Below are 19,885 nucleotides of genomic sequence, written 5' to 3' on the forward strand. Positions count from 1 at the left end.
CCGATGCTGTCCCATTTCCACATGGGACACGAATCCCACGCTGCAGAGTCCAAGCCGCAGCGGCTCCACGCCGACAAGGCCTACGACATCCCGCATCTGCGGAAATGGCTGTGGGGCAAGCACATCGGCGTCCGCATCGCCCGCAAGGGCATCGACTCCAGCGAACGTCTCGGCCGCCGCAGATGGGTGATCGAGCGCACCATCTCCTGGCTGACCGGCTACCGCCGCCTCACCATCCGCTACGAACGCCACCCCCGTAACTACCTGGCCCTCCTCGGCCTCGCAGCCGCACTCTGCTGCTACAAACGCCTCCTCAAACTGACCATGTAGGACACTGTCTTAATCGTCCCCGGCGTGCCCCGCACGCCCGTCTTCCAGTAGCGGGTGACGTAGTCGGCGACGGTGATGGAGCCGTCGCGCGGGTCGACGAACTCTCCCCGTTCGCTGTCGGTGCCAGCCCGGCGCAGCCACGCCTTTGCGTCCTCCAGGACGTCGAACGACATGTCCCGCACGCCGGGAATTCCGGCGACGCGATATCGAGTGCCCTTGCCGTAGCGGGCGGTGCGCTCCCGCTTGCCGGTGACGGGGTCCTTCTTCTTGTTGATCCAGCGGTCTTCGATGTAGCCGGCCAAGGACTTCCTTGCAGGTGGGGGATCGGGAGCCGTCGTCCTGGTGGTGCTAGGCGGTGGCCGTGTAGCCGGCACGGCGCTGCGGCGCAGCGCTCACGGGGTTCAAGGCGGGGTTCGAGCGAGAGTCCGCCTGCTCCTGCTCGCGTATCCACGCGTCGAGAGCATCGAGCCGGTACGTCACTCGCCCGTGGGCTCCCATCCGGAAGCTCGGCGGCCCCTGCCGACGGTGGCGCCAGACGTACAACGTGCGGGGCGAAATCCCGAGGTACGCAGCCGCGTCCTTCACCCCGAGAAATGCACGACCGATGGTGGGGCCACCTCCGACTGCGGACATAGCGTGAGAGGTAATGGAGGTGACGACAGACAAGTGGGATTCCTTAAATCGGCAAGCAGGAATTGGCAGCGCACCTCGACTGCAGGGAGCGCCAGGACGACCAATGGTCCGGAGAGTCCCCGGTTAGGAGAACCGGGGATCGTCGGCTACATTTCGCCCGCTCCGACCGGCTCAAGGCGGGCGAGGAGGGTGTGGGGCGGGGTCCCGAGAGCGGCTGCGATGGCGACGAGGTCGTCGATGTCGCAGCGGCGGACTGTGCGTTCGATGCGAGAAAGCGCAGTGAAGGTCATGGGTCGGCCGAGTGCGGTGACACGGGCGGCGAGCTGGCGCTGCGAGTGGCCGCGGGCGATGCGGGTGCGTTCGATGGCGCGGGCGGCGGCTTGTCCGGCGGGTCCGATTTCGAGTGGGCGTGGCGGCATTGGTGTGTTGTAGCTTGCGCACCAACCGCTTGGGAGAGCTTTTCAGTCTGCTGTGAGCGATGCGCCGATCACCGGTGAATTTCCGGGGGATTTCGCCAACCGGGATCGCGGACTTACAGTCAGCAGACCGGCGAAACGAACTGTCGTGGATTCCAGTGCCAAGGCTGGACTTTCACGCACCGGGTGTGGCTGTGTTGTCCACGCACCCCGGCCCCGCCGGATGCCCCGTCCAATCCCCGAGGTGGTCTCTATATGACCGCCAGTGAAGGAGCCGCCTTGGAAGCCGCCGCCCCGATGCCCTCCCCCGAAGACGCTCAGCCGTCCTGGCCACCGGTCGCCGTCCCCGGCGAACCGGCTGTATCCCAGCCCGATCCCGCCCAGCCCTCCGAGGGTGAGCAGGTGTTGTCCGACCTGCGGGCAGAGTTCCGGCGGTACGTGGTGCTGCCGAACGAGGACGCGCTCACTGCGGTGACGCTGTGGGTGGCGGCCACACACCTGCAGACGGCGTGGCAGCACGCCCCACGCCTCGCGGTCGTCGGCCCGGCCAAGCAATGCGGCAAGTCGCGTCTGCTGGACGTGGTCACCGAGACCGTGCACGACCCGCTGATCACGGTCAACGCCTCCCCGACGGCGGTCTTCCGGTCGATCACCGAGAACCCGCCTACCCTGCTGGTAGACGAAGCCGACACCCTCTTCGGCTCGGCGAAGGTCGCCGAGAAGAACGAGGAGATGCGCGGCCTGCTCAACGCCGGCCACCAGCGCAACCGCCCCACTCTGCGGGTCTCCGGCCCCAACCACGAGGTGTCGAAGTTCCCCACCTTCGCCATGGCCGCCCTCGCCGGCATCGGTGAACTCCCTGACACGATCATGGATCGCTCGGTCGTCATCCGGATGCGCCGCCGCAGGCCGGGCGAGAAGGTCGCGGAGTTCCGCACCGTCCGTGACACCCCTGCCTTGCATGCCCTGCGTGACCGCCTCGTGGCCTGGCTCGCCCCGCTCCACGCCACCGCGATGGATCTCACGCCGCCGATGCCGGTCGAGGACCGCGCCGCCGACACCTGGGAGCCGCTCGTCGCCGTCGCCGACCTAGCCGGAGGTCCCTGGCCCGAAGCCGCTCGCGCCGCCTGCCTGGCGATGACGAAGCACGAGGCCGAGCAGGACCAGGACAACAGCGCCCTGAACATCCGCCTCCTCGCCGACGTCCGCCGCGACTTCGCCGCCGAAGGCAACCCGGCGATCATCCGCACCAGCCGCCTGCTCGACTCCCTGAACGAGGACGCCGAGTCCCCCTGGCCGGGGTACAGCGACAAGGGCCTGACCGCACGCGGGCTGCAGATCCTGCTGAAGGACTACGGCATCGGTTCGGCCAACCGCCGCTTCCCCGACGGCTTCCAGGCCAAGGGCTTCACCCGCCTGCAGTTCACCGACGCCTGGGCCCGCTACTGCCCCGAGCCCGAACCGACGGCCGAGCCGGAGTCCACGACCAGCGCCTGACCCGACACCACCCGTCCCCACTCGTCGCCGCGCAGGTCAGAGCCGGGACGACTCACCGGCCCGCAACGAGTCGACCCGGCATCAACGCCCTGGCCCGTACCTGCTCTGACCAGGCACGCGACGAGTCGCAACGGGTCCCCACCCGCCACGGACACACCCTCCACCCCCGACTCCTGGAGCGCCCTCACTCTTGCCTTCACCCACCACCACTCTCACCTCCGTCTCCGTACCGGCAACTCTCGCCGCCTCGATCCGCACCGGTGTGGCCCTGCTGGCCCTGGCCGCCTTCGCCCTCTCCTACGACGCCCTGCGTCAGATGGCCGCCGCCAGCCACATCCACCAGATGCTCACCTACGCCTTCCCTCTCGTGATCGACGGCTTCATCGCCATCGGTATCGGCGCCCTGCTCGTCCTGCGCACCTCGCCCCTGCGGCCTCGCCTGTACGTCTCGGTGCTGGTCGGCATCGCCACCGGCACGAGTATCTGGGCCAACGTCCTGCACGCCGTCCGTCTCAACCAGCAGACCCGCCGGAGCAGACTCGCACTCGACGACATCACCGTCGGCGTCATCTCCGCCATCGCCCCACTCGCCCTCGCCGGCGCCGTCCACCTCTACCTCCTGGTCCAGCGCCGTCCCGCCCAGATGGAGCCGCACGAAGAGCCCAGCCACACCGCCGCCGTCCCCGTCTCCGTCGCCGTCCCAGCAAGTGGCGCCACAACTACCCCGGAACCGGTGCCGGTCAGCAATGTGGCTGAGGAAGCCACCGATCAAGTGGCTCAGCCCAAAAGGCGGCCCGCCGGACGGCCCGGCCAGCAGCCGAGCGCCACCTTGGAACGGGCCATCGAGATCGGCCGCACTGCACCGCTGGGACGTGGCGGCCGCGTATCCCGTCGCCACATCGAGAAGGCCATCCGCGACAAGGGCCTCGGCATCGGCCGTGAACGCCTGGACGAGGCCAAGAACTTCCTCCAGGACGAACTCGACCGAGCCCGGGCCGACGCCGCATAGGCCCGGCCCTGCCCGCAAGCTCCACCGTTCGCCCCAGAGCTTCCTGGGGCGAACTCCACTTCCCCTCCCCCACCACCCGACCGGAGACACCCGCTGACCCAGCCCCGGGCGGAGCAAGGTATGACGTTGGACCGTCCAAGAGTCGGTCCAACGCGAACGCCTCCGCCCCAGGGGTGGCGGAGGACGTCGGGCACCAGGGGGTGCCCGAGGAGGAGGCACCTGCCGCCTCCGCCGACGAAGCCACGCTGCGGCGCATCGCTCGCCGCCGCACCCGCGAGGACGTCCAGCGCAAACAGCGCGTCGACGTCCGCTACAGCATTGACGAGAAGGCCCGGATCCTCACCCGCGCCGACGAGATGGGCATCGCCGGCGCCCACCTCGTCGGCGCCGTGATCACGGCCTACCTCGACGGTGATCTCACCATGGGCCTGGCCGGTCAGCGCACCCAGCTCGATGACTGCCTCGACAAGCTCGACGCCCTGCGAGCCGAGGTCGCCCGCATCGGCAACAACGTCAACCAGATCGCCCGCCGCCTCAACGCCGGAGGTGTTCCACACTCTATGGACACCACCGTCCTCGCCCAGGCCGAGCGCACCTTGGACGCCGTCCGCGCCGCCATCGGCGACATCGCGCAGGTCATGAACCACGCCGTCTCCGCGAAGGCCGCCTGATGATCGCCAAGATCGGCGGCGGCAAGAGCACCGCCGGCCTGATCCGGTACCTGTTCGACACGAAGAAGGCCAAAGACCACACCGACCCGCACCTGGTCGCCTCCTGGGACGACTTCGCTCCCGACCCCGGCCGCGCCGACGACTTCGAGGCCACAAAGAAGCTCCTCGTGGCGGACCTCGACCTGCGGGTCAAGCAGGCCAGGCGGCTGGGCCGGGCGCCCGAGCGGCACATGTGGCACTGCTCGGTACGTGCCGCTCCCGGCGACCGGCACCTCACCGACGCCGAGTGGGCGGACATCGCGCGCCGGATTGTGGCGGCCACCGGCATCGCGCCACAAGGTGACCCCGACGGGTGCCGGTGGGTCGCCGTACGCCACGCCGACGACCACATCCACATCGCTGCCACCAAGGTCCGCAGCGACCTGCGCACCGCCCGGCACTGGAACGACTACCTGAAGGCCGACAAGGAACTCGCCGCCGTCGAGAAGGAATACGGCCTCCAGCAGGTCGTACGAGGCGACCGCACCGCAGCCACACGCCCCACCCGCGCCGAGACCGAGAAGGCCCGCCGCGCCGGCAAGGACAAAACCTCCCGCGAACGCCTGCGCACCACCGTCCGACAGCTGGTCTCCATCGCCGCCAGTCCAGAGGACTTCCTCCACCTGCTCGACGGCGTCGAGGGCGTGCTCGTCGACGTCCAGCACTTCCCCTCCGGCGACGTACGCGGGTACAAGGTCGCCGTCGAAGGCGACACCAACGCCGCCGACGAGCCCATCTGGTTCTCCGGCGCCAAACTCGCCCCCGACCTGTCCTTCCCCAAGATCCGCGAACGCCTCACCGTCATCGAGACCCCGCCCGCCGCCGAGCCGGGCAGCTGGCGCAAGCCCAACCCCTGGCATCAGGCCACCGCCACGGCCGAGCGCATCCCCCACCACCTCGACCACGGCGACGACGAAGCCTCCCAAGCTCACATCGCCGCCTTCGGCGAGGCCATCGACGTCCTGCCGCTGCTCGCCCCCAGCCAACTGCGGCCGCAGCTGGAGCAGGCTGCCATCGCCTTCGAACGTGCCACCCGCTCCCGCATCCGCGCCCAGCAGGATCAGGCCCGCGCCCTCCGGGGCGCCGTCCGGGCCCTGCGCGCCGCGCCGGTCACCGGTGGCGGGTCCGGGCTGGCGATGTTCCTCGACATCGCCGTCCTCGTCGTCATCGCGACAGCCCGCTGGCACCAGGCCCGCCAGCACGACCAGCAGGTCGCCGCCGCCCACCAGGCCCTGGCCCATCTCCAGGCTGCCTACCAGCAAGCCGCCGCTCAGCCACTGGCCACCCTCGCACAGCGCAAACCACCGGCCCGCACCATGGAACAGCACGCCCAGCGCATCCTCGTTGCTGTGCCCGACTACGCCCAGCAGGTCCTCGACGACCCCGCCTGGCCGGCACTGGCCGCCACCCTGACCGAAGCCGAGAACGCCGGCCACGACCCCGAGCAGCTCCTCCAACTCGCCGCCCGCCAGCGCACCCTAGACGACACCCACTCCACCGCCGGGACCCTCACCTGGCGCATTCAACGCCTCGCCGCCAGGCAAGCCCCTGGCGCCCGAGCACGAGCAGCCCAAGCCCGCACGACCACGACAGCGCGACCGGCACAGCCCGGCCATGCCCATACGGCACCTGCCCGACACCGGTGATCCCAGCGCTGATGGCCTCGCGGAAGCGACGCCGCGTCGGCCTGGGTGACCCTGGGCTTGGCCGTGACGAGTTCGCCTCGGTCCTGGCATAGGTACCGTTCTGACAGAGACGCCTGAACGGACGGAGGCACCATGCCCTGCCGAACGACTAAGCCAAGCCGGCCTATCAGCAGGTCGGGGGTGCGCTGATGCTGGAGGAAGCCGAGGAGATCGGTCGCCGCGCCCGTCGTGCCCGTCTCCGCCTGGGCATGCCGCAGGCCGACCTTGCGGCCGCTCTGGGCAAGTCGCAGGGCTGGGTCTCCAAGATGGAGCGCGGCCTGATCGAACTGGACAGGGTCGGCGTCCTGAACCTGCTTGCGGCCGAGTTGCACATCCACCCCAACGATCTGATCGGCCGCCCGTACACCAGCTCCCCCGACGAGAACCAGTGGCAGGTTGCCGCGTCCTCGATCCTGCGGGAACTGCGCCGCTACGACCTTGCCCCCGTGTTCGACGGCACCCCGCGTCCGGCGGCGAAGCTGTGGCGGGAGATGACGCGGCTGCACCGACTGCGGGACACCGCCGCGAACGTGGCCATCCTGCGCGTCCTGCCGGACCTTCTCCGCGAGTCACGTGCCCTCGCCGAGGTGACCACCGGCCACGAGCGGGAGGAGGCTTACGCGATCTATGCAGTGTGCTGCAAGTTCGCGCACACCGCCGCCCACGCTCTGGGCCACCCCGAGCTGGTCGCCATGGCCTGCGAGCGGGCCGCCTGGTCCGCACGGCTGTCCGGCGACCCGGTCATGCCCGCGGTCGCCGACTGGATGCGGGTCTGGGACATGTGGGCGAGCGCGGACTGGGAAGACGCCGTCGTCCTGTCCGACAAGGCCATCAGCACCCTTCAGCAGGACTACGAGCGTGGCGAGCCATTGGCCCTGCGGGCATGGGGCACGCTCCAGCTCCGTGCCGCGGTCTCCGCAGCGCGAGGCGGCCGGGCAGCGGAGGCGGAAGACCGCATCGATCTCGCCAGGACGGCGGCCGACCGCATGGGCGAGTACACCGGGCCTCCAGTGTACGACCGGCACTCGCTGACGTTCTCGCCCGGCAACGTCCAGATCCACGCCATCAGCGTGGCCCTGGAGATGGGACATCAGCGAAAGGCCCTGACGATACACCACCGCACCAGCCCGGAGCTGGTCGCTTCGATGCCCAACTCGCGTCAGGGACACCACCACATGGACCTCGCACGAGCCTGGCTATGGGACGGGAACCGCGACAAGGCACTGGGCGAACTGGAGAGGGCGGAGCGAATCGCACCCCAGCTCATCCGCAACCACCCCATCGCCCGCTCCACCCTTCGCAGCATCGTCTACGCCGAACGAGCGGCGACACGGGAGAAGTTGCGGCGCATGTCCGACCGCTTCCACCTGGACGGATGAGGGTCGTATTCCTCGGGCTCATATTCACCCCCTGACCCGTTCCTAGCGTCAGGGGCATGAGCGGACGACCAACTCCCCATCTGCCTTCGCAGGGGGCCGAGTTAGGCGCAACGGCCCCGTTCTTTCCTCAGCTCGGCGACCTCGCGGCCGATACCGCCCGGAACGGCCGAGTCGGCGTCGTCGTCGCCCTCCCCGGCGAAGGCGCCGCGACGTACCACCTGCGCCCGCCGGGCGGCGGCCCGGAATGGTCCGCGTCGGCCGACGCCAGCACGTTGGAGCCGGTGCCCGCCAGGCCCACGCACGCGACCCTACTTGTCACCGACCCGGTCTACGACCCGCGTGCCAAGCAGGGGTCGGTGGCCATCCTCGTGCATCACGAAGATGGTGGCCGCAGCGAGGCCGCGCTGATCCTCACGTCGGCCGACCTGGAGCGCCTGCACACCCAGACCGGGCGCATGCTCGGCGACAGCGAGCGCTCCCCCGGCGAGGCGCCGTGATTACCCAGGGACGACACCGCGCGCCGGACCACGGTCCGAGCAGCCCGACTCACCGCGAATCCGGCGGCATCGCCCTGACCGTCCTGGCCCTGCTCGGCCTCGCCGGCCCCGCCTGGGTCCTGCGCGGCCAGGCTGCCGATCTTCTCGCCGCCGAGCGGCCGACGGCCGTCTTCATGCCGGACGCCACCGAACCGGCCCCCTAGACCGCTCCGGCCCCCGGCCTGGGGCCTGCCCCCGGGTGCCGGAGCACCGGACACCGCCCTGGAGGAGGTGCGGTGCGGGGCCGCCCGAGCTACGGCGGGCTGCCCCGCAGCACAACCCGTTCCGCCCGGCGGAAACCAGCGGCTCGGCTCCGCCGGGCGGAACGGCGCTCGACCTGGCACATGTCGTACGGCATCCGATCGGCTGCCCACCGCTGTGGGCAGGCGGACCATCAGCAGGGAGGGAATCCCGTGGAGATCCCGTACATCGTGGTCGATCAGCTCACCCCATCGCAGCAACAGGTGTGGAACACCTACTTCGGCGACGCCGACCGTCCCCGCTACATCGAGGAGGGCATCTGGCGCCGGACCCAAGAGGAATCCACCGCCGACCAGTCGGGCTGGAGCGGAGGCGACGACGCCCGCCGCCGCATCATCCACTACCGCTACCGGTACGGCCTGGTGCCGACCACGGCCGCCCCGGCGATCGGCCTGACCGACCTGTACCTGTACCACTCCGTGACCGCGCCCGCCGGCGAGATCGCCGCCCACGAGGACGCAATGAGGGCCGCGCTCGCGGTCGGTGGATGGAAGCGCGCTCCCGGCGGATCGCTGTGGATGCGCCGGGACCTCAAGTGCAAGATCACGCCGTTCGCACTGCACCCCCAGGACGCCGTCTCCCGCCGCAAGCTCCCGCAGAACTACCGCAGCCTCGACGTCCAGATCACCTCCGCCCAGTACGCCCCGCCACCAGCCGTTCGGCAACGGCCCTGGGACGTGCTGGCCTCCGGTATCCGGGTCAAGGACCAGCGCGGCACGCCCACCGTCGTCCCGGACCTGTCCGTCCTCGCCGGTCATCTGCCCTTCCAGGTCGAGATCGGCTGCGGCACCTCCGTGGAGGCCGGCATCCCGCCCCTGCACCGCCTCCACGAGATCTACCGCGTCACCGACCGCCAGGGCGACGACCCGCGCGAACACCGCTTCGTCCTCTCCCCCACCTCCGACCCGCTTCTGAACGAAGTGCTCAACGAGCCGGAGGAGAAGACGGCCGAGTTCACCGAGATGTTCAAGGCATGCTTCCTGGCCGAGCCGACGCCAGCCATGCACGCGCTGAAGGAACTCCACGACGCCGGACACCTGGTCGGCCCCGTGATCACCAACAACTTCGACGCGCTGGCAGCCCGCGCCAGCCTGGAGGAGTGCTTCATGCGCCGCTACGACCAGGCCGTACCGGACGTCGAGTGGGTGGACGGCGCGAAGGCCCTGCTCGTCGTCGGTCTGCACGCCGACCGGCGCAAGGTCCAGGCCCGCGCCCGCGAGCGCGGCCTGAAGGTCGTCTACCTCGACCCCGAGGGCTTCTGGCACGACGGCCAGTTCAAGCCCTACCCGCTGGAAGGCCCCCAGGACGGTGACCTGGTCTGCCGGAAGCCGGCTGCGGAGGGCCTGCCGGAACTCGTCAACCTTCTCGCCCTGGCCACCAACTGACCTACCTGCACGATCAGGTCCGGGCCGGACGGCGGCGCTAGCGTGTCGCCCCTGACCGGCCCGGACCACCGGGCAGGCGAAACAGGGAAGGAGCGCCGGCACCATGCGCGTATCCGTCATCGGCTGCGGCCACCTGGGCATCCCACACGCCGCGGCCATGGCCGAGATCGGCCACGAGGTCATCGGCGTGGACCTCGACCAGACGAAGATCGACCGGCTCAACGCCGGCGAATGCCCCATCTACGAAGAGGGCCTGCCGGAACTTCTGGCCACCCACACCGCCACCGGCCGCCTGCGCTTCACCACCGACCTGGCCGAGGCCGCAGCCTTCGCCGACGTCCACTTCCTGGCCGTCGGCACACCGATCGACGCCGACGGCCGCAGCTACGACACCGGCCAGGTCTTCGGCGCGGCCCGCGCGATCGCCCCGCACCTGACACGTCCCTGCGTGATCATCGGCAAGTCCACGGTCACCGTCGGCACCACCCACGACCTGGCCACCCTCCTCGCCCGCTTCGCCCCTGCGGGCAACGACGTCGAGGTCGTCTGGAACCCGGAGTTCCTCCGCGAAGGCCACGCCATCGAGGACACCCTCCGCCCCGACCGCATCGTGGCAGGCGTCCCATCCCCGCACGCCGAGGACGTCGTCCGCGAGGTCTACACCCCGCTGCTCGACAACCAGGTCCCTCTGTTCGTCACCGACCCCGCCACCGCCGAACTGATCAAGGGCGCCGCGAACGCCTACCTCGGCATGAAGATCTCCTTCATCAACGGCGTCGCCGACATGTGCGCCGTCGCCGGCGCCGACGTCCATCAGCTCACGGAGGCCATCGGCCTAGACCCACGCATCGGCCGCGGTGGCCTGAACGCCGGCCCCGGCTACGGCGGAGGCTGCCTGCCCAAGGACGTACGTGCGTTCACCGCCTCCGCACAGAGCCTCGGCGCCCTCGACGCGGCAGCCCTGCTGCGAGCCGCCGAGCAGGTCAACGAATCCCGCCCCACCGCCGCCCTCGCCCTCATCGAGCAGACCCTCGGCCGACCAGTGGCAGGGGCACGCGTCGCCGTGTGGGGTGCCTCCTTCAAGGCCGGCACCGACGACGTGCGCGAGTCTCCAGCCCTCGCCATCGCCGCCCTCATGCACCAGCGCGGCGCGACCGTCACGGTCCACGACCCCCACGCCGTGCCCACCGCACTCGTACGCCACCCCGAGCTCGACTACGCGGAAGACCTGGAGGAGTCGGTCAAGGGCGCGGAGCTGATCGTCCTGGCCACCGAGTGGCCCCAGTTCCGCGACGCCGACCCCAAGGCCCTGTCCGCCCTGGTCGAGCAGCCGGTGCTCGTGGACCTCCGCAACCTCCTGAACGCCGACACCTGGCGCGAAGCCGGATGGACCGTGCGCCAACTAGGCCGACCTGCGCAGGCATAGAACCCCAGGCCTGGCCCCACCCCGGGGCCGGGACACACGGATGGGAGATCCGTCATGGACAACCTGTGGGACAACATCGCCAAGCTCTCCGCCGTCTGCCGCAAGGCCGGTGAACACCTCCCCGACGAGGAACTCAAGTCCCTCCAGGTGGGCAAGGTCGCCGAGGAGGCCGGCGAGGCCATGCATGCCCTCCACGGTCTGAAGGGCCTGACCACCTGCGACGACGCACACGGCTGGCCCGAGGTCCAGAACGACCTGGTCGGCGCCGTCATCGCCGCCTTGCTGGCCATGCACTACATCGACCCCGAAGGCGCCCACGCAACCTTCGAGGACATCTTCCACCGCCGTACCCGCAGGGGCCGCGAAGCCGCTGCTGCCGCCTGACCGCTCCCTCCTCCCCACGCTGGCGGTCGCGTCCCTCGGTACGCGACCGCCAGCCCGCGTCGTAGACGCTCCTCGCCCACCCGCAGGGTGGACCATGGTGAGATGACCGGCACCCAGCTACAAGCGGAAGCGATTGAGGCCGGCACGGGGGTATCCGCGCTGATCACAAACAGCCGGGGCGAATACCTGCTCCACCTCCGCGACGACATCGAAGGCATCTGCTGGCCCGGCTACTGGACGCCTGTCGGTGGACGTCCTGAACCGGGCGAATCGCTGGCCGGCACCGTCGCACGCGAGGTAGCGGAAGAGACCGGACTCCTCATCCCGCTCAAGGAGTTCACCACCGTCCAGCAGAGGAACGTCGAATACCTCGGCAAGGGCCCGATCGCCATCTACACCGGCCACTGGGACGGAGACGCCCACGCCCTCCCCCTCACCGAGGGCATCATGCTCCACTGGTTCCCGGTCTCGGTGCTCCCCCGGCTCCGCGTACCCCCGTGGTGCCGAGAGGCGATCGCCCTCCACCGAAATGCACGGACCAGCTTTCCCGCTTCGGAGGACAACCGCCCATGACCGCCAGCCGCTGCGGCCTGATCACCGGGGCAGGCCACGAGTGCTCTCCAGAATCGCCTCAGCCCGGTGTTGTGGACGATCAGCGGGCGAGTCAGGCTGTGGACCGGCAGGACCGTTCGGAGATGCAGCACGCGCTCCTCGCCGCTGACGCCGAGGAAACTTCTCGACAATTCCGAACGTGTACACGAATGAGTCGTGAGAGATTGTCCTGCGGTGTGCGGCCGCGAATGGGGGAGAGCATGCTGTTTGAAGAGCTTACGGCACTGGCAACAGAAGGCGGACGGGCAGTGGTCCAGGCCGTGGGTACCGCGTTCTGGCCCGTGACGCAGCGTCGTGCCGCGGAGTTGGTCGGCCGCGGTGACGCCGAGCGCGTGAGGGCTGAACTCGTGCGGCTCGATCGCACTGCGCAAGCCCTGACGCCCCAGCTGTCAGGCGATGCCGGCGCGGAGAGGGCGCGGCAGGAAGGGCTGTGGGCCGGACGGTTCGAGGCCCTGCTGGACCACCTCGAAGGGACCGAACAGTCCAGTGCAGCAGCAGAGTTGCGCACGCTCTTTGAGTCCCTCACCATCTCCTCCGGTGACACGGCCATCGGCACCGGCAACGCGACGGCCCGCGACGGCAGCCGCGCCATCACCGGAATCCGGAACGCCAGCGGTAGCCGTCCCGGCCCGTCGAAAGTCGTGCACACCGGAGACGCGGAGGCCGCCGGACCCGGCTCCAGCGCCATCACCGGAATCGTCAACGAATAGGCCGGTCCTGGAACAGCCAGGCACCTCGTGCAGAGCATCGCACGCACCGCAGACACCGACGATCGGCATCGCACTCCCGGAGCTGACCACAGCTCCGGGAACTGGCAATCAGCAATTTGAGGGACGTGCTGCCTCTCACACCGTGTACCTCTGAAACGTGACCCGTTTGGCGAGATCTTGCAGCCCGCGTAAGCGCGTTGACCGATCCCACCAAGGGTGGCATTGAAGCCGGACTTGCCGGAATTATTCTTACTTCCGTCCTCCTCTTTGCGTACCAAGGACTACCATCCGGCTGCAGCGAATGTCCGCATGAAACTCGCCGCAGTCCCCAATCGCAACGGACAACGCGGTCAATCATGGCCGGGTAGTCGCATCACCCCCCGGACTCGCCGACACTGCCCTCCCCGCCCGCCCACTGCAGCAGTGCTTGAACTTCCGCCCCCGCCGCATCATGCACGGACACGGCGCATTCCTGCGCGGCCGCATCACCGTGAACGGCACAGCTGCCCCAACAGCCTGCCCGAGGAGGATGGCGCGATCGAGGTACGTGGGGTCGTCCGCCACCATGCCCGGAAGGTTCCGGCCGGCGATGACGATCAGCGAGCCATGGTGGGCCCGCTCGTACCAGTGAGGTAGGAAGTTGAGCGGCAGCCCCGGCAGGAGGTCGCCGTGGGGGCTGCTGAGGGTGAGTTTGTTGTCGACCAGGCGGGCCTGAAGGTCCCGGCCGGGGACAGGCGGGAGGTCGCGGAGGTCGAGGGGCTTGCCTCCGTTATTGGTGTACAGGGTGCGCAGGTTGGTGAAGCCCGACTCCAGGAAGAGCCTGAGGGCGACGTCCTCGATGCGGCGGCTGCCGTTGATCGCTCCCCAGCCGCCGTGGCAGTCGAGGACGACACCGACACGGTCGCCGCCGAAGAGGATGCATTCGGCGTCGAAGCGATCCGGGGAACGGTCGGGGGCCGGGCCAGAGAGTTCGATCACTTCGGAGAGGTGGCAGTGGGAGTGCGCGAGCCGAAGCATCGGGTGGTGGACGTCCGGGTGGCGAAGGTAGAGGAGTTCAGCCTCGCCGGACTCGTCGATGATCAGATTGCACATAGTGCAGTACTGCTGGGAGGTGGCGAACCGAAGCGTGAGCGACTCCAGGTCGAATGCGGCCAGCGCCTGTTGCACGGTGTCGGAGATCCGCACGCTGCGCAGCCGAGGCAGGGTAGGGGGCGGCGCCACCGCCTCGTCTCGACCGTCCCGGAGGACGCGAGCGCGGAGTGATTCGAGGACGCGCAGGTCAACTGGGCCGCCGCCCACGAGCTCCACGAGGCTGGGCATGGTGCCGTCCGGGTCCGTCTCCTGGTGGAGTGCCCCCAGGAAGACCAGGGTCTCGCCCGCCTCCGGCCAGTTGCCGAGCGCCTGGTGGAGTGCGAAGGCCTGTCGGGCGCGGGAACGCGCGGCCTCCGATGTATGGAGGGCCTTCTCGGCGCGGGCCAGGTTGAACAGGCAGGTGGCGCGCAGGGGGCCGTCGTCGAGACGTTCGCTGATCTGCAGGGCCGTGCGGAAGGACGCGGCCGCGGCGGGGTGGTCGCCGGCCTCGGCGTGGCAGGCACCGAGATTGGTATGCAGGGATGTCAGCACGCTGTCCATGCCGAGCTTTTCAGCGAGCGGGATGTTCTTGGTCATCAGGGCAACGGCTTCGTCCCGGTTGCCGGTATGCAGCATGCAGGTCGAGGTCTGCGAGCGGGCCGAGAGGAGGAGATGGAGATCTTTGTGCTCGGCAGCGGCTCGCGCGGCCTGTTCGTACTGGTCAGCTGCTTCGGCCCACCGCCCGGCCCGTGCGTGGATGTTACCCAGTGCCATCCGGCAGTGCAGGACGCCGTCGACGTCGTCGTGCCGCTCGCAGTCGTTGAGTGCCCTGGTGATCGCGGACAGGGCCTCGGTGTGCTGGCCGCGTCGTGAGTGAAGGACGGCCAGTGCGCGCGTCGCCCGGGCCCGGGTACTGGGGGAGGCGGCGTCACTGAAGTCGGAAACTACGGACCGCAGCATGCGGGCGCCGTCCTGCCACCGCCCCGCGACGAGTAGGGCTTCGCCCAGGGCCGCCCGCACTTGGGCGAGTGCCCGACTCTCGTCAGTGGCGGCGAGAGACTGCTCCGCTTCGGTCAGCAGGCGGACGGCGTCTCCGATCCTCCCCCGGTGCCACAGCAACTGGGCTCGCTTCCGCAGGACATCTGCTTGAAGAACTGGGTTGCCGGACTCTTGGGCCATATCCGACGCGACCTTGAACTGCGACTCCGCCGTGTCGTGGTGCCCGATGCCGCCGCTGTACGAGGCGAGATAGGTCAGGGAGCGCGCCGCATGCTGATGGTCGCCGATTCCGATGGCGAGCTCGGCGCACTGCGCGAGGTAGGTCGCGGCCCGGTCGAGGTCAGCGCGGTGCGCGGCATCCTCACCGAGCCGGAACAACGCCCGGACCTGGCCCTGCACGTCCCCCGTCTCCCGGTGGATGGACAGGGCAGCCTCGAGCGGCTCGGCCGGAGCCGATTCCGGCCGGGCGCTGGCCGGGGCCGCCGCGAGGTCCATCAGCGCCGACGCCTCCCACTCCCGGCTGCCGATGGCCCGTGCCCGTTCGATGTCCCGGACGGACTCCACCGCAGCCTCCGCCACTCGGCCCGTACTGCTCAGCAGTCTGGCGATTGACCGGGTGGCGAGCGTCTCGCCGAAACCGCTGCTCCGGCTCAGGTCCCGGCTGTTGCGCAGGTAATTCTCGGCCCGGCGGGTCTGTCCGACCGCCAGGTACGCCTGACCCAGGTTTCCCAGGGCGAGCGCGAGTGCCTGATGATGTCCGACGGTCCGCCAGTAGTGCAGTCCACTTCGCAGGTATTGGATGGCGTCGCGGGGCCGGCCCAGGTTGATCAGCAGCGTCCCCAGGCCGAGCTGCGCCATGAACAGGTGCTCGGCATCGTTGGCCGCGCGCGCCATTTCGGCGCAACGGTAGTACAGATCCACCGCATCCTGACTCTCGCCTAGGTGCCCGGCAACCACAGCCCGGTTGTACAGCGCGGTGGCCGTCCAGTTGGCGTGTCCGGCCAGCTCCCCGGCCTCCTGTACGCACCGGTAGACGCGGTCGAGCTCCTTCCAGTAACTGGCAACCCGCAGGTGTTCGGTGAGCGCGAAGGCGAGAAGCAGCAGGTGGTCCCAGGCCTCGTACTGCCGGGCCGTCTCGACGAGCGCAACCGCGCCAGGACGGTCCGCGTCCAACGATCGCAGCGCTTCAGCACTGCTCTCGGCGGGCACGGTCGCCTCCTCGTCCAGGAAACCGATTGAATCGGTAGACGACCGCACGCGGACGGCTGTGACGAGACAGGCGTGACGAACGACATCCGCCCGTTGCGTCCCCGACCACGGCGCGGACGTCAGCCGGGCGAAGCGGTGCTGAATTTCGTGCATCACGAATCGATCGTCGTCAATCTGCTCAATGAGGCTGAGTTCGACCAGCGAGTCGAGGAGCGCAGCCGCGTCCGTGAGGTTGTCGTCGTTGATCTCGTCCAGCGGAGGCTGTGTGATGCCCGCTGCGACGACATCGACGGTGAACGACATGTGCGGCAGGACGCCGAGCGCGGAGAAGACCTGCGCCTGGTCACCTTCGAGCGCGTCGAAGCTCTGCTGGAACACAGGCTGCAGCGCGGTCTGGCCGGCGACAAGGGCCTTGACGCTGCGGTCGGGGTTGGTGATCTCGGACAGGTAGCGGTCGGCGTTCACACGGGGCCTACGGGCCAGGTGCGCCGCAGCGATGTGCAGGGCAAGCGGGTGACCAGCGCACGCCGCGGACAGCGCGGCCGTCTGCTCGCCGGTCAGCCGGCCGGGGCCGGCGACCGACCGTACGAGCTCCTCGCTGGGCGCGGTCGGGAGCGGACCAAGGTCGATGAGGCGGACCAGGCCGCTGAGCCCGCTGAGCTTGACGCGGCTGGTCCCCACCAGCGCGAACGGGCCATCGACGGAGAGGATCTCAAGGAGCGCCTCCTCCGAGACGATGTCATCGACGAGCAGCAAGACGCGCTTGCTGGCAAGCGTCATCCGTAGCAGCGCCAGCTGCTGGTCACGGCGGTCCGGCAGGGGAGGCTCGGGTGGGAAAAGCGCGTGGAGGATGGACGACACGAGGTCCGTGGGGCCGGTCGACAGTGCAAGATTGATGTGGAACTGGCCGTCCGGGTACCACTCCGCGGCCAGCCGGGACATGCGCAGGGCGACGTCGCTCTTCCCGATGCCAGGAGCTCCGGTCACCACGACTGCCGCCCGGCCACCGTCGTCCGCGTGCCGCAGCACGTCGAGGCCGGCGGAGATCTCCGCCTCGCGCCCGAACAGGCGCGGGCGCCGTTCGCCGGGCAGGACGGAGTTCTGCACCGAGCGGGACTGTGGGGACGGCAGCGTCACATGGACGTCGCCCGCCACGTTCCCAGTGATTGCCACCCCACCGTGCGAGGCGAACGCCGCCCCCATCGCCCTGACCGAGACGGAGCCGGGCGCGCCGACCACCGTCGCCGCACTGACTCCGGTGATCGCGGTGCCGCCGTCCGTCGCACGGGCGTCGCCACTGTCCCGCACCTCAGCGCCCGGCCGTGCCTCGCCGGACCCGTTCTCTTCCTCCATCAACCCGCTCCCCGAGACTAGCTGTAGTCGATCCCAGTACCGGCACTGCTGCCGGACCCGCCAGCCGTCGCGTCACCGGTCCGATCCACCCGCGCCGATCCCGTGCCCGCCCCACCGGGCCTGCGGATCCCAGTGTGCGCCGCCCCGCCACCGGACGCCTTCGCCTGGCCGGTGTCCGTGGCCGAGTCCTCCTGTCGGGGCTGCAACCACGCCCACACCAGCGCTGCGACCCCGGTGGCGACCTGCAACGACGCCCCGACCAGCTCCCCGGTCCCTGGGCCGTTCAGCAACCACACCATCGGCGTCGCCGCGATGCAGGCCACCCCGACCACGATCAGCACGATCTTCCACGGCCGTGTCACGCCGTCCACCTTCCCCCTGGCCAACCTTTCGGCAGGTATAGCAAGGACGTTCATGCCGTTGCCACTGGTTTCGATGGTCTGGGTTGTCCGTGGTCGTACCTCGAACGATCCGTGCGACGGTGAACAGGGGGGCGGATCGCTCACCCCCCGTGGCTCACTGTGCAGCGTGCTTACGTGAGCGCAGTCCGAATGCGCCAAGGATGCCGAAATCCCGAACATCGCTTCGGGGAGGACGCCGGTTCGGGCGGCGGCAACATTGACGGCCATCGGGAGCGGGCGAAGCATCGAGGTTCCGGTGTAGGCGGTGCAGTTGGCGCCGCCCTTGTCGGCGATGGCGAGCAGCACCAACGAGGCACAAAAACATGCCGCCACGCAGGATGCCTCTGGCCGGAAGGTGGTGGCTCCCCAACATGGTTGGGATACTGCACGGAACTCACGCTATGGCATCCTCCACCAATTGGGTTTCCTCTACCACCTGCAGCTACGGGCGTCGAGCATCTGGGGAGGACGCAGCCCTGTTGTGGGGCAGGTTGAGGGATCCACTTGCGGCGCGCAGGGCACCTGTCTAGCCTTCAGGCAGGAATGGAGCCTGGGACAGCACCTGGGCCACCACCAGTCATCCTGGGGTACGGAGCGTCGGAAAGCACCCTCGCCACCACCTCCTTCCACCCCTTACGCACCCATCCTGTCTCGGCTGTCATCTACCGGACAGGCGAAAGGCGTTCCCGTGACCATCTACTCCCAGCACGCCAACCGTGGGAAGACTCAGATCCTGGCGACCTACCAGGGGCCGAATGGCGTCACGTCCAAGACTGTGACGAGTCTTGGTGACTCTTGCCTTGCGGCTCCGATCATCGACGCTCTCAATCGGATCTCCGCGTTCGCTACCGTCCCTGTCAGTGTCCACGACCGCCGGGAACAGCGTGTGGACTACTACCCGCGCAAGCATCTTGCGGCGCTGACCGACGCTGCCGCCCGAGCCGGGCTTCTCAACGGCGCCCACAGTCTGTGGTACGAGTACGTCTGCCTACGGCTTCATCAGGCACTGGCAGATCTGGACAATGCCTTGGTGACTGTACCCGATACGGTTAGCAGGGCAGTCCGAACCGAACTGGAGCTAGAAGAGCACGAGTTGCGTGCCGCACTCGATGATTTTTCGGGGACCTCTTCGGGAAGTGAGCCGGAGTTCGAGCGCCACTGGGAGTTCAACCATCCTCTCGTGAAGTATGACGATGGAACGGACACGTTGAGCGACGACACCCGCGCGCAGCTAGATCGCCGTGAGGGTAAGTTCGCCGCGGAGGATCGGGGCAAGGCCATCGCCGACCTCCGGGTGCTGGTCACAGCGCACTCCAAGAGTGGCGTCACGTGGGCTTCACTGGATGATCCCAGCTGCGAGCTCTTCGCGGAACCGTACGACTCTGACGGTTTCTACTTGACGGTCCAAGCTCCGGAACCCGGCGACGACGATTTGTGGGAGATCGGGATCGGGCGCTGGGAGCCGGACAACCCCCACGAAGAATACGGAGAGCACACCAGCGCGACGGGCAGCATCGTGGTCGGCTGCGCTCTTCCCACTGCACCGGACGCCGACGAGATCACGCACTTGCTGAAGTCCGTGGACGAGAAGCCGCTGCTGCTTGCTCAGTGGGCCAAGACACCAGTGGGGACGGCGTTCGAGGGGACGACCATGGCGGTAACAAAACGCTACGACTCCTGATCGGGCATCCGGAAGGGTATCGGGTCGGCCGGACAGCGCCCACCTCGACCGGCCACTCATCGAAGGACAGCCCGCGGCGCGTAACTGCCCCCGCTCGCCGGAGAGCGGGGGCAGTTCTGACGGGAATGACGCAGTCGACTCGAAGGCTAGCGTCAGCCTCGACGAGAGCAGCGGCAATAGTGAGCCCTGCCGCCTCAG

At 69.0% G+C, this 19,885-nt stretch carries 18 protein-coding genes and 1 pseudogene; 14 read left to right on the forward strand and 5 right to left on the reverse strand.

Translation table 11 applies throughout. The features are described 5' to 3' along the window. On the forward strand, positions 1–330 hold a 330-nt coding region (locus AC07BS_RS12435), incomplete at its 5' end, for a transposase (RefSeq protein ID WP_478931855.1). Positions 331–332: 2 nt separating this feature from the next. Here the strand turns inward: AC07BS_RS12435 and AC07BS_RS12440 are convergent. The 3 genes and pseudogenes from AC07BS_RS12440 to AC07BS_RS12450 all read right to left on the reverse strand — a co-directional run. Then, a pseudogene (locus tag AC07BS_RS12440) lies at positions 333–632 on the reverse strand (tyrosine-type recombinase/integrase); the annotation flags it as partial. Between the two features lie 46 nt (positions 633–678). Then, on the reverse strand, positions 679–963 hold the full coding sequence (locus AC07BS_RS12445; protein WP_478932106.1) for a helix-turn-helix transcriptional regulator: 285 nt from the start codon (positions 961–963) through the stop codon (positions 679–681). Positions 964–1,109: 146 nt separating this feature from the next. After that, positions 1,110–1,382 (reverse strand): helix-turn-helix domain-containing protein, encoded by a 273-nt coding sequence (locus tag AC07BS_RS12450; RefSeq protein ID WP_478931857.1) that lies wholly within the window; start codon positions 1,380–1,382, stop codon positions 1,110–1,112. A 252-nt stretch (positions 1,383–1,634) separates the two neighbouring features. Between AC07BS_RS12450 and AC07BS_RS12455 the strand changes: the two genes are divergently transcribed. The 12 genes from AC07BS_RS12455 to AC07BS_RS12510 all read left to right on the forward strand — a co-directional run bounded on the left by AC07BS_RS12455 (position 1,635) and on the right by AC07BS_RS12510 (position 12,973). Continuing rightward, on the forward strand, positions 1,635–2,876 hold the full coding sequence (locus AC07BS_RS12455; protein ID WP_478931859.1) for a DUF3631 domain-containing protein: 1,242 nt from the start codon (positions 1,635–1,637) through the stop codon (positions 2,874–2,876). 190 nt (positions 2,877–3,066) lie between these two features. After that, positions 3,067–3,885: a DUF2637 domain-containing protein gene (locus AC07BS_RS12460; RefSeq protein ID WP_478931860.1), complete on the forward strand. Its 819-nt coding sequence runs from the start codon at positions 3,067–3,069 to the stop codon at positions 3,883–3,885. Positions 3,886–4,058: 173 nt separating this feature from the next. Next, positions 4,059–4,556, forward strand: coding sequence for a plasmid mobilization relaxosome protein MobC (gene mobC, locus AC07BS_RS12465; RefSeq protein WP_478931862.1), 498 nt, complete (start codon positions 4,059–4,061; stop codon positions 4,554–4,556). After that, positions 4,556–6,241, forward strand: a complete 1,686-nt coding sequence (locus AC07BS_RS12470; RefSeq protein WP_478931865.1) for a relaxase/mobilization nuclease domain-containing protein — start codon at positions 4,556–4,558, stop codon at positions 6,239–6,241. The genes mobC and AC07BS_RS12470 overlap by 1 nt, the downstream gene beginning before the upstream one ends. Positions 6,242–6,429: 188 nt before the next feature. Further along, positions 6,430–7,659 carry a helix-turn-helix domain-containing protein gene (locus AC07BS_RS12475; RefSeq protein ID WP_478931867.1) on the forward strand — a complete coding sequence of 410 codons (1,230 nt, stop codon included), beginning with the start codon at positions 6,430–6,432 and terminating at the stop codon, positions 7,657–7,659. Between the two features lie 56 nt (positions 7,660–7,715). After that, a complete protein-coding gene (locus AC07BS_RS12480; protein ID WP_478931869.1) occupies positions 7,716–8,156 on the forward strand; it encodes a hypothetical protein in 441 nt (146 codons plus the stop codon). Beyond that, on the forward strand, positions 8,153–8,359 hold the full coding sequence (locus AC07BS_RS12485; RefSeq protein ID WP_478931871.1) for a hypothetical protein: 207 nt from the start codon (positions 8,153–8,155) through the stop codon (positions 8,357–8,359). The genes AC07BS_RS12480 and AC07BS_RS12485 overlap by 4 nt, the downstream gene beginning before the upstream one ends. A gap of 249 nt (positions 8,360–8,608) precedes the next feature. Next, entirely contained in the window at positions 8,609–9,841 is a 1,233-nt protein-coding gene (locus tag AC07BS_RS12490) for an SIR2 family protein (protein WP_478931873.1), read from the forward strand. Between the two features lie 103 nt (positions 9,842–9,944). Further along, positions 9,945–11,267, forward strand: coding sequence for a UDP-glucose dehydrogenase family protein (locus AC07BS_RS12495; RefSeq protein ID WP_478931875.1), 1,323 nt, complete (start codon positions 9,945–9,947; stop codon positions 11,265–11,267). A 54-nt stretch (positions 11,268–11,321) separates the two neighbouring features. Further along, a complete protein-coding gene (locus AC07BS_RS12500; protein WP_478931877.1) occupies positions 11,322–11,651 on the forward strand; it encodes a MazG-like family protein in 330 nt (109 codons plus the stop codon). A 102-nt stretch (positions 11,652–11,753) separates the two neighbouring features. Further along, positions 11,754–12,224, forward strand: coding sequence for an NUDIX domain-containing protein (locus AC07BS_RS12505; protein WP_478931879.1), 471 nt, complete (start codon positions 11,754–11,756; stop codon positions 12,222–12,224). Between the two features lie 239 nt (positions 12,225–12,463). Continuing rightward, the gene (locus AC07BS_RS12510) at positions 12,464–12,973 is read left to right on the forward strand and encodes a hypothetical protein (RefSeq protein ID WP_478931881.1); all 510 of its coding nucleotides are present in this window, start codon (positions 12,464–12,466) and stop codon (positions 12,971–12,973) included. 354 nt (positions 12,974–13,327) lie between these two features. Here the strand turns inward: AC07BS_RS12510 and AC07BS_RS12515 are convergent, their stop codons facing one another. Together AC07BS_RS12515 and AC07BS_RS12520 are read right to left on the reverse strand one after the other, a co-directional pair. Then, positions 13,328–17,605, reverse strand: a complete 4,278-nt coding sequence (locus AC07BS_RS12515) for a tetratricopeptide repeat protein (protein WP_478931883.1) — start codon at positions 17,603–17,605, stop codon at positions 13,328–13,330. A 17-nt stretch (positions 17,606–17,622) separates the two neighbouring features. Then, positions 17,623–18,315 (reverse strand): hypothetical protein, encoded by a 693-nt coding sequence (locus tag AC07BS_RS12520; protein WP_478931885.1) that lies wholly within the window; start codon positions 18,313–18,315, stop codon positions 17,623–17,625. A 379-nt stretch (positions 18,316–18,694) separates the two neighbouring features. On the opposite strand from AC07BS_RS12520, the gene AC07BS_RS12525 reads away from it, so the two are divergent. Beyond that, positions 18,695–19,687, forward strand: coding sequence for a hypothetical protein (locus AC07BS_RS12525; protein WP_478931886.1), 993 nt, complete (start codon positions 18,695–18,697; stop codon positions 19,685–19,687). The last annotated feature ends 198 nt before the right edge of the window (positions 19,688–19,885 follow it).

Source organism: Streptomyces sp. NPDC044063 (assembly GCF_056434285.1).